This window comes from Filobacillus milosensis, from assembly GCF_004402015.1.
In the GTDB taxonomy this organism is placed as follows: Bacteria; Bacillota; Bacilli; order Bacillales; family Alkalibacillaceae; genus Filobacillus; species Filobacillus milosensis.
The window spans coordinates 1-13,529 of sequence record NZ_SOPW01000006.1; the positions used below are offsets into that span (position 1 = coordinate 1).

Below are 13,529 nucleotides of genomic sequence, written 5' to 3' on the forward strand. Positions count from 1 at the left end.
ATTTTGCATTTTATACTTCATATAAGAGTTCCTCCTAAGAATTGGTTTACTTGTCTATAATCATCTTAGCGAGGGACTCTTTTTTTATCAAACTTGAAATTTAACGCTCTACAGGAATGCTCTTGCCCCAATAGATGAATAAGATAATATATTCTTCAATAATCAAAAATGAAGTTTATCTACTATTTTGTTTATACAAGGTTCCAAACCTTCCCCAAAGTATATTATCAAAATTTACTGTTTCTATATTTTCTTTAATTTCATAAATAGGCACTCCTCTAATACATGCACCAATTAAAAAATATAACTTACAACTCTTGCATCTAAAACAATGCTTAATAGTATAGTGAAGCTCGTCAGATAAATGTTTTTCGACTTCTTCTAATGGACAATCGCCAGCAAATAATTCTATTCTTTCTTGTTTCAACATTTCATTTATAAATGCTAGTGATGGAATATAATTCTGATGTGGGTGACTTTTTGCTGCATTAAATAATTCAGATACTATATAACATTCTCTACACATATTAACCCCCCTGTGTTAAAAACCTTTCTTAAATTCTAGCCCCCAATTTGTTGAATAAAGGTTATCTGGATTTGAGTTCATTTCTAGTCATTACCTTAAATAATTCTGCTGATTTTTCTAGAGTTAAACGCACATAATTACTGTTGTCTTTATTAATAATCTCTAACCTATCACCGTTTGGAGTAATCCATATTGCATAATTGTTCATTCGGTAATCAGGTTCAGTAGCCATCCTTCTCTCTGTATTTGTTTCCCATTTAACATTTTTGAAAATATTAATTATTTTTTGTGCTGAATTTTTATTCTCGATTTCGTTTATTACTTTATAGTCAAAAGTATCTTCGATTCGTTCTTTGACTATGAATGTAGTGTTTATATACGATTCAGCAACATCCTGTTTACCGCATCCGACAATACTTAACATTAAAACACAGAAAATCAAAACCCACTTTTTCATCGCGTATTCCCCTTTTATGGATTAGACGTTCTCATTAAAATAAAGATTAAACTTCTTCAACTCTTCTGCCCCTATAGTTTAAGTACATTTCTTCACAACTCACCCTCATTTTAACATAAATATCCAATTGCACTCTAAAATTCATTTTATGATTTTAGAAAATAACTCTTTTAATTTTTCAATTCATGAAATTTACCATTGTCCATACAATGGTAATAGGTACAATATTGGAGGGAATAATATGTTACAATTCTTATTTTGGACGCTATTAATTATGGGGGCGTTTTTATTCAATTTATTAGGTATGATGAATTTAGTACCTAAGGTTATTTCAATACCATTCTTGTTTTTGACGTTTTTCATTTTCTTTTATGTCATTTTTCAAAAGAATTCTTATAGACGATATAAATAAAACACTGGGACCCAGCTTTAAAGGATCCCAGTGCTTTTTTATTCACTTAATAATTGTTCAAATTCATTCAATTTTTCTTCGAATACATCTAATGCAGCTAGAATTGGATCTTTCGTTGTCATATCCACTCCAGCTTTCTTAAGAACATCAATTGGATCTTCGCTGTTACCTGCTTTTAAGTAATCTTTAAAACGTTCAACAGCTGAGTCGCCTTCTTCTAAAATCTTGCTTGCTAGTGCTGTAGCTGCTGAATAACCAGTCGCATATTGGTACACATAGTATCCCATATAGAAATGTGGGATTCGTGCCCATTCAAGACCAATTGCTTCATCCACTACAATATTATCGCCAAAGTACTTCTTATTAAGGTCATAGTAAATAGATGTTAATTTATCGGCAGTTAGAGCTTCGCCATCTTGATCACGTTTGTGAATCTCATGCTCAAATTCTGCAAACATAGTCTGACGATAAACTGTTGCACGGAATCCTTCTAAGAAGTTGTTTAATAGATATAGCTTCTTCTTCTTATCGTCTAATGTTTTTAACATGTAATCATTCAATAATGCTTCATTTGTTGTAGAAGCCACTTCTGCTACGAAAATCGAATAATCACCATAGCGAGGGCTTTGGTATTTGCGTGTATAGTAGCTGTGTAACGAGTGACCCAGCTCATGCGCTAATGTAAATGTATTATCTACATTATCTTGCCAGTTCATTAGAATATAAGGATTTGTTAAATAGCTTCCAGATGAATAGGCACCGCTTCTCTTGCCCTTCGTCTCGATCCAGTCAATCCAACGCTCATCATAAGCTTTTTGTACAATACTAGTATATTCTTCACCTAGTGGTGCTAATCCCTTAAGAACATAATCTTTTGCTTCGTCAATTGTTACTTTAATCTTTTCATCAACTAATGGCGTGTAAATATCATACATGTGTAATTCATCGACACCTAAAGCTTTTTTCTTAAGGTCCATGTAACGGTGTAAAGCCGGTAAGCGTTCATGAACGGATTCAACTAAGTTATCATATACTTTTTCAGGAATATTATTTTGATCTAATGCTGCTTCACGTGCAGATTGATAATTTTTTGCTTGAGCAAAGAAATTGTCTTTTTTAACTTGGCCAGTTAACGTTGCAGCGAATGTATTGCGATATTGGCCAAAGGTTTCATACATAGCTTTAAAAGCATTTTCACGGACTGAACGGTCTTTTGAATCTAAGAATTCACGAAAACGTCCGTGTGACAGCTCAACTTCTTCCCCATTTTCATCTTTAATCTTAGGGAATTTAATATCAGCGTTGTTAAGCATTCCAAAAGCATTTGAAGGCGCAGAAGTCACTTCAGATACTTGAGCCAATAATGCTTCTTCTTTTTCGCTTAACACGTGAGGACGTGATTTCATTACATCACGTAATGTTTTTTCATAATGCTTTAACTCATCATTTTCATTTAAGAAGTTCTCAATTTCTTCATCTGTCATAGCTAGAATCTCAGGTGTAACGAAGCTAAATGCACTCATTACTTGCGTTGCTAAGCTATAAGCACGTGCGTTTTGATCTTGATATTTGCTATTTGCAGTATCTTGATCTGAACGCATATGAGCATAGACGAATAGCTTCATTAATCGTCCTCTTAGTTCATCTTCAAATTTAAATACTTCTAATAGTTGATTAGATGATTCAGAGATCTTCCCTTTGTATTGTTCTATTTTTGGATACTTTTGTTTTAATGCTTCAAATTCTTTTTCCCATGCTTCATCTGTAGGAAAGATAGCCTCTAGATCCCAAGTTAATTCAGTAGGTACTTCTTCTCTTGTTTTTAAACCTGTAACAGTTTCTGTCACTTATGTAACCTCCCCAAAATTTTAGTCTCTTCTATATTTTATAGAAAAATTAGACATCTGTAAAAGATATGATTTGATTATTTAAAACTTTAATAATTTTTGTAAAATTTTTCGATCTTCTTGTAAAGCTTCATCTAATGTATTCGGAAAATAAAATTCTTTTGCTTTCACAAACATCGACTTCCTAACTTCTTTTATAAGGTTTAATTTCGAAAGTAATCTTAGATAATATAAAATTGGGTGAGTTACATCACTTGGGTAAATTGACGTAAATGAGTCATCAAAGTATTTCTTTACTGAATGGTAGACTTGCTTAAATGTAAATATATCTCCAATTTCTTGATGATTCAAATACAGGATGACATAGGTTTGCCAGATATGGATGGGTGTTTTATATCGGTGGGCATTTTTAACGGGTAGATGAACACATGAAGGTAAGAATTGTGGATGTAAAGCACGCTGGTATAAATCATTCAAAAATTGTTGCTCTATGTGTGTTACATGCCTCTTCTGACTTGTACGAAAAAACTTCTTTTCTAATATCCACTTGTTGTAGAGTATGGATGTATTTAATTGCCTAAATTCAAACCAATCACTAAACTTCGTATGATTTAGGCGTTTAGAACATATGTGAGCGAACGCTTGTGACTTATTGCTATAAAGATCACTCGCTATCACTAAATTTTCTTTCGTCGAATCATAAAAGAATAGTTGGTTCAGTTTACTTTTCATAGAATAAAATACACTTGAACGTAAGATTGAATTCATTTTTATTTTGTAACGATTGGGTTTGTAATACGTTGTTCCAAAAATCCAAATGGGGTAAATGTTTTTTGAAGCAATACCTATAGTTCTTGAGTTTAGTACAGAGGGATTGATGGGTGAGCATTGATACTCAATAGCAATCCATTGATTCTTTACTTTAAAAATGACATCAAGGCGTTGATTAATAGAAGGTAAAGAGTGTTCGATTTTGGCAGGAAAGCCTTGATGAATGGCCCAGTCATATAAATCTAATTTCCCTTTTAGATGTTCTTCACTCTCAGATCGCTTATTCGGACAATCAGTTTGTTGGTGGTGGGCAAAGTGAGGTATGGTAATTTGTCCAGCTTTTAAAATAACCTTCTGACGACATTCAGGACAATAAAGGGGCTGATGGCGCAATAGCTCAAGCTGTTCATGAGTTTTGTTATGCGCCATAATTTCTGCACCATTTTGATCAACTGCTTTTAACAACTGATATCTTCCCCTTTTTACAATAATGGTGATAATAATCGAAATAATGATTCCATCACTCTTAAAAAGATTGATCGACTCTTAAAACGTTCAGGTTCAATCTCTCTAGATTTAAGGAAATCTTCTTTAAAATCTTCTACTAATTTATTTGTACTTTCAGTTCTAAATAAGAATGCATTCACTTCAAAGTTTAAATGAAAACTTCTCATGTCCATATTAGAGGTTCCAATTGAAGCCAATTCATGGTCAACAATAACAACTTTACTATGCATGAATCCATCTTCGTATTCAAAAATTCGCACGCCAGCTTCCATTAATTCAGGAAAATATGAGCGTGACGCATGAAACACAATACGTTTATCTGGACGTCTTGGCATTAATAAACGGACGTCCACACCACTTAAGCTTGCCACTTTCATTGCCGTTAATATATCGTCATCAGGTATAAAGTAAGGTGAAGCAATCCATATCGATTTTTTTGCAGAAATAATCATTGAGAAATACAATTTTTTAATGGCTTCCCATTGGTTGTCTGGACCACTTGTTACCATTTGTACGCCACCAAAATGATCATCAATAATTTCGGGCGATAGATAATCTGGTTTTAACAAATATTCACCAGTTTCGTAATTCCAATCTTGCAGGAAAATTGTTTGCAAACTACGGACAGCCTCTCCACGAACAAAGAGATGTGTATCTCGCCAATTACCAAACGCCGGAACTTTACCTAGATATTCGTCTCCAATATTAAGCCCGCCTACAAACCCGATTTTCCCATCAATTACTACAATTTTACGATGGTTTCGGAAGTTAATTCGATTACCTATAAAGGGCATTCTAACAGGTGAGAATGCTTTAAATTGCACACCAGCTTTATCGAGTTCACTCTTAAAGCGATCTGATAACTTCCAGCTACCTACTGCATCATATAGTAATCTTACTTCCACACCAGATTTAGCTTTTCTAGTTAATACTTCTTTAAATTGATTACCTAGTTCATCATCTCTAAAAATATAATACTCCATATGAATATGGTGCTCTGCTTTTTCAAGTGCGTCTAAAATCGCAGGAAAGGTTTCTTTACCATTCGTTAACACCTTTGTTTCTGTATTGAAAGAAATAGGTGAGTTACCCAGGTGTTGGGCAAGTCTAAATAACATCTTTTGATGATCACCCATTTGATTTAATTCGTTTTCATCAAAAGTTCGGTGACCTTCCACTCGGTTAAATGCAGCTTCATCCACTTCCTGCTTTTCTTTAAAGCGCTTTTTCTTCTTATAATTTCGACCAAAAATCAGATAGAAAAAGAAGCCCAGTACAGGAAATAGTGCAAATACTAATAACCAATTTAATGTTTGAGAAGGGTTTCGATTTTCAATAAATATGATGAATCCAATCAATACCGCAGAAATCGATAAAAAAACCGAGAACGTTGTAATTAAACGTCCTTCCCAAATATTATAAGATAACACAAACACAGCAGATACGATGATTATAAATATGAATACTTGAACCCATTTCAACATTGTGACTCATCCTTTTCTGCTCATCGACCTAAAGACCTAAATTAAAGATACAGAATTATTTTCCATATTGCAACTAAGAATTGAGCTATAAAACAAAAAAAGAACACTGACCTTATCAGTGCTCTTCCCTACATTATTGTAGCTGAAACTTTTTCTTTAATTGCTTCAGTGCGTCTTGTTCAAACACTTTATTTCCGTACTCCATTAGATAATAAATCGACATGCTTGATTCTTCACTATACTCGAGAATCCGACTAATATAATTCTCTTGTTCTTTCTCGCTTAAATAACCTTCTGGAAAAGCCACATATAAATAGTACTGATCTTCATAGGCATACAGGCGATCATCGATAAAACGACTATCTGATAGAGAATGGCTTAGTGAGATTACATCCTCAATATCATTAAAGTAAACCATTAGATCTAAATCACCTTGGTTTTCATTTTCTTCTTTGGCTTCACGTTCAGGTCTAAATGTTTTTTTCGTTTTTCTTCGCTTCTGACTGCTTTTATCCATTAATGATTCAAGTTTTTCATCTAGATTAGTTTGTAACGGGTTTACTTCTTCACTTGGAAACTCAAGCTTCTCTCCATCTTTTGATACTTGAGCTTTTGTCACTACAATCTCTAACCCTTTATCTAAAGCCTGCACTTGAATCCACAGTGGACCATCTATACTAAAATCTTCTTCATCATTAACTTCGTCCATCATTTCCCAGAAAAGTTGTTCGCCTTTTTCGCGATTATACCAAATATCTTCGCGATTAAAGCCTCTTTCTTCAATGTCTCGATAAGAAATGTAAAACTTCAAAGTATTTTCATTTATACGTTCTATTTCCATTATATTCCTCTCCCTTCATTAATAATCGAAACTGGGAAGGACTGCCTAGTTATCCTGATTAGTTGTAAATTGTTTACCCTATTCAAATAATTATTAATCATTTTCATAAGCTGGACTTCTTTATCATATTTTATGATAGGTAGTCTTAAAATGAAAATGCTTTTTTAAATAAAATCAACAAATCCATATTTGCCCTAATTTCTACTATGACTCGAGTATAGTACACATTAAAATGTGGGACAAACTTTCTGCATTCATTTTATTTAATGTATGATTTTAAACTATTTTTTAGAATTTGTCACTACTTATTTTGGAGGTTTTTTATGGAATTATTATTCATTGATCTTAATTGGGAATTATTAAAAGCTGTATTAATCATCATTGGTTTAGATTTAATTTTAGGTGGAGACAATGCAGTAGTAATAGCAATGGCTAGTAGAAACCTCCCAAAGGTAAATCAAAATAAGGCGATTGTATTAGGGACAAGCCTTGCCATAATCATTCGTGTCTGCTTAGCTACAGTTGCAATCTATTTATTAACCATCCCTTATGTCCAATTAATTGGAGGACTATTCCTATTTTACATTGCTCTCAAGCTTCTTAATGAAAAGGAAGAGGAAGTAAATATAGAATCTTCAACTACATTAATTGGAGCAGTTAAAACCATAGTTGTAGCTGATTTAATTATGAGTTTTGATAACGTTCTTGCCATTGCCGCTGCGTCTAACAACAATGTCATGTTAATTGTATTTGGACTAGCTGTATCTGTCCCAATAATTATTTTTGGAAGTAAAATTATACTGATGTTAATGAATAGATATCCAATCATTGTTTATGCCGGTGCATCTTTATTAGCCTATACAAGTGCTGATTTAATCTTAAAAGAAGAACGTTTAGAAAATATCTTTATGAGTATTCCTAATGAACACTTATACTTACCACTTGTTTCAATTGTATTAGTGTGTTTTCTAGGCTTCTCCAACAAAATGGTAAAAAGATAAAAAAAGTCGAATCGATAATCGATTCGACTTTTTGTGATTTTATATTAGTTAACTAAACGTTGAGCTTCTCTAAGCTGAAATGAACGTACTTTTCTCGGTAAGAAACGACGGATTTCATCTTCGTTATATCCAACTTGCAGGCGCTTATCATCTAAAATGATTGGGCGACGTAACAAGCCAGGGTTCTTTTGAATTAAACTAATTAAATCTTTAAGCGGCATTTGATCAAGACTGACATCTAATGATTGGAAAACTTTTGAACGAGTTGAGATAATCTCATCCGTACCATCTTCAGTCATGCGTAAGATTTCTTTAATCTCATCTTCTGTTAGTGTATCTGAAAAGATATTACGTTCCTTAAAAGGAATTTCATGTTCTTCTAGCCATGCTCTGGCTTTCCTACAAGATGTACAGCTTGGTGAAGTAAATAAGGTTACCATGCCATTCACCCTCCTTTTTGAAAGGCACTCTATTGTTAACAGGTTTGAAACTGTTATTAGTTTATAATTAATTTAAATTACCTTCCATTAATATTATACAATAGTGTGCAAATTTTGGATAGCTCAAATATCTAATTGTAATATTTTATTCACAATTACCCGGGTAGCAAATTAAGTATACTTTTGTTTTACCCCACTTTAGAATAAATAAACATATTTTGTAGAAAAAATTATTATTTTTACCAAAATAAATTATGTATAAGTATAGAACACGAATAAAAGCTGTCCATTTATCATTGGACAGCTCTTAATTGAAAATTAAACACCCTTAGGCTTTTTTAATCCATTAAATATATCAACATCTCTTGTTTTATCGATCGTTAGTACTTCTTCCACAGGTTGATATGATTCACCATAGATCTCTTCATCTTTATAAGTGTGAATTTTAGTATACATTTCTTTCATTTTTTCATAAATCACTTGCTCTGAATCTTCATCGGGCGTCCAAAACAGAATCTCTAATGTGTTTAATTCTTGAGTCGCTAGTGATTTTCTTGTATAACCAATTGACTGAGCATGTTTAAAGCCTTCTCTTTTATAAAAGTGTAATCTCTTCTCAGTATCCGTATCTTCATAATCAACAGGTTCAACTTCTAAGATGATCGGCTTACCTTTCGCTTTCAGTTTTTCCATAAGTTTATGGCCAATTCCTTGTCCACGAGATTTAGGAGATACATAAACGTAATCAATAAAAATGAACGAGTCGAACTCGGCATACATCATGACATGATATTCACCTTCATCTTTATAATAAACGTCTCCTTTTTCTTTAAGAAGCATTTCAAAATGTTCTTTTGATTTCATCTCTTCTACAGGAAAGTACTGGTTAAGCTTTTCATACCAATTCATTGATCTACTCCTTTAACGACTATTATTAGTCTTTATCGTGTTGCACATATCAATTTTTATGCTAAGTCTTTTGCAAATATAATTATAACCAATAAATGAGAAAGGGTTAAATTTCAAATACAATGGATTGGTAGCATTTACATGTAATTTTCATGTTTTATTAACCTTCTATTTAATATCCCTTTTTATTATTCTACAATCCTTTAATTTCCTCTTGAATGTTTAAAATATACTTTTATTGTTATTAAAATAAAAAGAGAACTGCCATAAAAACAGTTCTCTTTAGCTTTAAATTTAGTTTTTAGGGTCGTAGTCGACACCTCTAGTGTATTTATTGGAAGGATCCCAAATGAGGTATTCGTAAATTCCATTAGCATATAAAGCTTCGATCTGTGCTTGTACCTGCTTTGGACCATAAACAAATGGTGAACCTCTGTATAACCACGAAGCTGTGAAATCCTGGATCCATGGTCTACTTGTTGGTGCATTTTCTAATTTAGCGAGAACCTCATTTTCTTTTTTAGCATATTCATCAACTAAACGATAAGGCTCTTTATCAGGGAATGGAATATCAAAATATCCAGGTCCCCAGTGACTTGGGTAAATCATTGATGATATGACATCAACATTCTCTGAGATTTTTGTGAAATTCTGACCAATACCTGGTGCTTCTTCAATAGTTGCTGAATAACCAAATATGTCGACTGATACATCCACTTGATAAGGTTCTAGCTCTTTCTTAGCGTATGCTACAAATTCTGAAACGGCTTTAACACGTTCTTTGACATTATCTAAACTGGCGTCGTCGTAATCCCCACGGCTGTACTCTAAAATTTCATCACGTCTCTCAAAACCTTCCGGGAATCTTACGTAATCGAATTGTATTTCCTGAAACCCTAATTTTGCTGCTTCTTTTGCAATTTCAACATTATACTTCCAAACGTCTTTGACGAATGGGTTAACAAATGCATCCTTGTTTCCGTTCTCCCAAATTTGCCCGTTTTCTTTAAATGACCATTCTGGCTTTTTGTGAGCTAAATACGTGTCTTTAAAGACAACAACTCTTGCAATAGGATAGATTTGCTCTTCTTCTAAACGCTCCAGCATTGCTCGAGGTTCACTGATAAAGTTACGTGATGCCTCAAAGTAAGGTGAATCTTCAGCATACTTATAAGTAATATATCCATTGTCATCCTTCACATCAATAACCATCGCATTTAGCGCTGTATTATTGATATAATCAATTAACCCTTCGAATTTTGAATTACCAGCCGAGTGACCCGTTAAAAAGATTCCTCGAACAGCATCAGGATATTCAAAGTTTAATCCTGAATCATATACATATCTTGGTAATGGATCTGGTAAAACTCTCTCTTTAATATTAGTCTCAAAACCTTGTAAAAAAGAAACCGTTTTAATAGTTTCTTCTTCTGTGTTTTCTTCATCCGCAAACACTAGATTGGTTGTCCAAAAACACAGCAACAGCGCTACAACAAACATTATGTAATTTTTCTTTCTCATGTCGGCATTCCCCCAGTTGTTTCTCTTTATTACATTATATTATATTTAACAGAAAAATAGAGTACTATATTGAAATTTTTTGAAAAAATTTTCACCAAATTCTATTGAATATAATAATTTTCTAGGATATATTAATTTACTGAAGATAAATACCTAAAACATTTGATTTTTATTAGTTTTTTGCATATAATATTTGAACAACTAATGACAGATAAATGCAAGGACAAAGCTTAAGTAAATCTTCACCTCTCATAACAGTGAGCCTGGATAGTGGGAACAGGTATGTATGTGCAGATTGAAGTTGGGGCTTTAGAGCAGAATTTCCGGTTCGCAACCGTTAATAAGCGTTTTAAGATGACCTTATTGTATTAAGGTAATTAGGGTGGCACCGCGGTCCATTCGTCCCTATTTTAAGGGGATGAGTGGTTTTTTTTGTTTTTTATAATCTATAAACGTTATGAGTTAATTCTGCCGAAGTATTAATTAATATATTGAAAGGAGTCATTCAAATGACCAAAACATTATTTTCAGGTATTCAACCTTCAGGAACATTAACTATTGGTAACTACTTAGGCGCCATGAAGCATTTCCCTCCACTACAAGATGAATACAATAGCTTTTTTTGTATCGTTGATCAACATGCGATTACAGTACCTCAAGATCGGCTTAAGCTTAGAGACCAAACACGTTCATTAGCCGCGATGTACTTAGCGTGTGGAATCGACCCAGAAAAATCTACTCTATTCATTCAGTCTGAGGTTCCGGCACACGCAGAACTGGCATGGATGTTACAATGTGTGGCCACTGTTGGAGAATTAGAGCGCATGACTCAGTTCAAAGATAAATCTGAAGGTAAAGAATCAGTGACAGCAGGTTTATTTACTTACCCGCCTTTAATGGCTGCTGATATTTTACTATACGGAACTGACATTGTTCCTGTCGGTGATGACCAAAAGCAGCATTTAGAGTTAACAAGAAATTTAGCTGAGCGTTTTAACAAACGATACAATGATATCTTTACAGTTCCTGATGTTAAAATTCAGGGTGTTGGTGCTCGTGTGATGTCACTTCAAAACCCAACGAAAAAAATGAGTAAATCAGATGACAATCATAAAGCAACGATTTTCTTATTGGATGAGCCTAAACAGATTGAGAAGAAAATCAAAAGTGCTGTTACGGACTCTGAAGGAATCATTGAGTATGACAAAGAAAACAAACCAGGCATCTCAAATTTATTAAATATTTATGCAAGTTTTACAGATCAGTCAATTGAAGACATAGTAAAATCCTATGAGGGTAAAGGATATGGCGATTTCAAAGGTGATTTAGCTCAAATTGTTAAAGAAAGAATCACAGATATTCAAGAACGTTATTATAATTATTATGAATCCGAAGAATTAGATGAGGTCCTTGATCGTGGTAGAGACCAAGCTGATTTTGTTGCTTCAAAAATGTTAAAGAAAGCGAAAAAAGCAATGGGGTTAGGCCGCGTACACTTAAAACGATAAACCAAAAAATCTCTCACAAAAATGCTGTGAGAGATTTTTTGATTTAATACTCAAATTGAAATTTTTAGTACTCAAGTTTTCTAATAAGTTCTCAAGATTTTTCAGTAAGTACTTGTGATCACTAGGCCCTATTCTAAACCATCATTTTCCACTAAAGTTTCCGGGTTTATTTAATTATGAAGAGCCTTTAAGGACATTTTTCTTTCGTTGTTCCATTTCCCAAAGTCTTTCGAAAAACGGTTGGCCTTTTGCCATCTTTTCACATAATTCCTCGTGTTTAGAATTCCAACCTGACTTTACTTCATTTAACAATAATTCGTATCCTTCATTAAATGACATCACTTGAATTTTCTTATACAACTCAGGTTTCCATTCTGTTAACCAGTACCTTAATTCATCAATACGCTGGCTTTGGTTCAGTTGATCAATCATCAACATTAATAAGTGTTTTAATTGTCGTTCTTTTCTTGTAAGACCGACCATATAAACAGGTTCTAGTGATAGCAAATGGTGTTCTTTGTGTCGTATTGGTCTTTTGAAGGAGAAAGTCATCGGAACTTTTTGTTTAACAAGGTCTAAGACTAGCCTTTCTTGTCGCGGTATTAGACGACTTTTTCTAACAGGTATCTCATAACCTAAAGTATCTACAGCTAATGCATGTTCACCATCAGTCACAACAAACGCATAATCTAGGGAGATCCTCTTATGATGTTTTTTTAAATAAGCACGTTGGTAAACTTGCTCTAGAAGTATTTTAGGGAGATCTTGCATGTTATTTTCTATGTAGTTATAAAGCTCTTCTTCTACATGTACAACAGGTATTTGGTCTAAGAGCTCAATGGCATCCTCTTTACGCCACTCGTGAAATTGACAGACGTTATATCCATTCTCTTCACCTTCAAACCAATTCACCCAAATATCATGAACGTATAACATCATAATCCCTCACTTTTCATAATCCTCCATTTATGCTCATTATGACCAAGAGATTTATTTTTATTCTTAAATTTATGAATCAAATGGGCTTTTATACATAGCAAAGAACATAAAGAATAGACCACTAGGGACTAGATAACACTCTGGACGTTTATATATAAAAATCAAAAAATCATATGTGGGCATACCTGCTGGCAAAAAATTCAAGTACCCTATAATTGCTACTCCACCGACACATGTGAAGCCAAATCCAATTAAAAATAAGACTAACTGCCACATATTGTAACCTCCAAGCTTGTCCACTCGTCATATAATATGTATATGATGACATGTCAAAAATATTTAATAATAATCATCCTTTACTTATAT

The 13,529-nt window shown here is 33.4% G+C and carries 14 protein-coding genes and 1 other annotated feature; of the genes, 3 read left to right on the plus strand and 11 right to left on the minus strand.

All coding sequences use genetic code 11. The annotated features are described in order from the left end of the window. Positions 1 to 175: 175 nt before the first annotated feature. A complete protein-coding gene (locus E3U55_RS06815) occupies positions 176 to 526 on the minus strand; it encodes a hypothetical protein (RefSeq protein WP_134339684.1) in 351 nt (116 codons plus the stop codon). 61 nt (positions 527 to 587) lie between these two features. Next, positions 588 to 983 (minus strand): hypothetical protein, encoded by a 396-nt coding sequence (locus tag E3U55_RS06820; protein WP_134339685.1) that lies wholly within the window; start codon positions 981 to 983, stop codon positions 588 to 590. A gap of 241 nt (positions 984 to 1,224) precedes the next feature. Here E3U55_RS06820 and E3U55_RS17535 point away from each other — a divergent pair, with 241 nt between their 5' ends. Next, on the plus strand, positions 1,225 to 1,395 hold the full coding sequence (locus tag E3U55_RS17535) for a hypothetical protein (RefSeq protein WP_194840836.1): 171 nt from the start codon (positions 1,225 to 1,227) through the stop codon (positions 1,393 to 1,395). A gap of 38 nt (positions 1,396 to 1,433) precedes the next feature. Here E3U55_RS17535 and pepF read toward each other — a convergent pair whose 3' ends face one another. The 4 genes from pepF to mecA form a co-directional block, all read right to left on the minus strand. Further along, positions 1,434 to 3,242, minus strand: coding sequence for an oligoendopeptidase F (gene pepF / locus E3U55_RS06825; protein ID WP_134339686.1), 1,809 nt, complete (start codon positions 3,240 to 3,242; stop codon positions 1,434 to 1,436). 81 nt (positions 3,243 to 3,323) lie between these two features. Next, complete coding sequence (locus tag E3U55_RS06830) at positions 3,324 to 4,478, minus strand: competence protein CoiA (RefSeq protein WP_134339687.1); 1,155 nt, start codon at positions 4,476 to 4,478, stop codon at positions 3,324 to 3,326. 17 nt (positions 4,479 to 4,495) lie between these two features. Continuing rightward, the gene (cls, locus tag E3U55_RS06835; RefSeq protein WP_134339688.1) at positions 4,496 to 6,004 is read right to left on the minus strand and encodes a cardiolipin synthase; all 1,509 of its coding nucleotides are present in this window, start codon (positions 6,002 to 6,004) and stop codon (positions 4,496 to 4,498) included. A gap of 133 nt (positions 6,005 to 6,137) precedes the next feature. Further along, positions 6,138 to 6,845 (minus strand): adaptor protein MecA, encoded by a 708-nt coding sequence (gene mecA, locus E3U55_RS06840; RefSeq protein ID WP_134339689.1) that lies wholly within the window; start codon positions 6,843 to 6,845, stop codon positions 6,138 to 6,140. Between the two features lie 323 nt (positions 6,846 to 7,168). Here mecA and E3U55_RS06845 point away from each other — a divergent pair, with 323 nt between their 5' ends. Further along, positions 7,169 to 7,846 carry a TerC family protein gene (locus tag E3U55_RS06845; RefSeq protein ID WP_134339690.1) on the plus strand — a complete coding sequence of 226 codons (678 nt, stop codon included), beginning with the start codon at positions 7,169 to 7,171 and terminating at the stop codon, positions 7,844 to 7,846. A 44-nt stretch (positions 7,847 to 7,890) separates the two neighbouring features. Here E3U55_RS06845 and spxA read toward each other — a convergent pair whose 3' ends face one another. The 3 genes from spxA to E3U55_RS06860 form a co-directional block, all read right to left on the minus strand. Continuing rightward, a complete protein-coding gene (gene spxA / locus E3U55_RS06850) occupies positions 7,891 to 8,286 on the minus strand; it encodes a transcriptional regulator SpxA (RefSeq protein ID WP_134339691.1) in 396 nt (131 codons plus the stop codon). A 318-nt stretch (positions 8,287 to 8,604) separates the two neighbouring features. After that, positions 8,605 to 9,195: a GNAT family N-acetyltransferase gene (locus E3U55_RS06855; RefSeq protein ID WP_134339692.1), complete on the minus strand. Its 591-nt coding sequence runs from the start codon at positions 9,193 to 9,195 to the stop codon at positions 8,605 to 8,607. A 294-nt stretch (positions 9,196 to 9,489) separates the two neighbouring features. Next, positions 9,490 to 10,716, minus strand: coding sequence for a putative glycoside hydrolase (locus tag E3U55_RS06860; protein ID WP_134339693.1), 1,227 nt, complete (start codon positions 10,714 to 10,716; stop codon positions 9,490 to 9,492). 211 nt (positions 10,717 to 10,927) lie between these two features. Next, positions 10,928 to 11,126: a binding site (T-box leader), on the plus strand. A gap of 99 nt (positions 11,127 to 11,225) precedes the next feature. On the opposite strand from E3U55_RS06860, the gene trpS reads away from it, so the two are divergent. Then, entirely contained in the window at positions 11,226 to 12,224 is a 999-nt protein-coding gene (trpS, locus tag E3U55_RS06865) for a tryptophan--tRNA ligase (protein ID WP_134339694.1), read from the plus strand. A gap of 174 nt (positions 12,225 to 12,398) precedes the next feature. Here trpS and E3U55_RS06870 read toward each other — a convergent pair whose 3' ends face one another. Next, the gene (locus E3U55_RS06870; RefSeq protein ID WP_134339695.1) at positions 12,399 to 13,160 is read right to left on the minus strand and encodes a DUF3603 family protein; all 762 of its coding nucleotides are present in this window, start codon (positions 13,158 to 13,160) and stop codon (positions 12,399 to 12,401) included. A 72-nt stretch (positions 13,161 to 13,232) separates the two neighbouring features. Then, positions 13,233 to 13,439, minus strand: coding sequence for a hypothetical protein (locus tag E3U55_RS06875; RefSeq protein WP_134339696.1), 207 nt, complete (start codon positions 13,437 to 13,439; stop codon positions 13,233 to 13,235). Between the last annotated feature and the right edge of the window lie 90 nt (positions 13,440 to 13,529).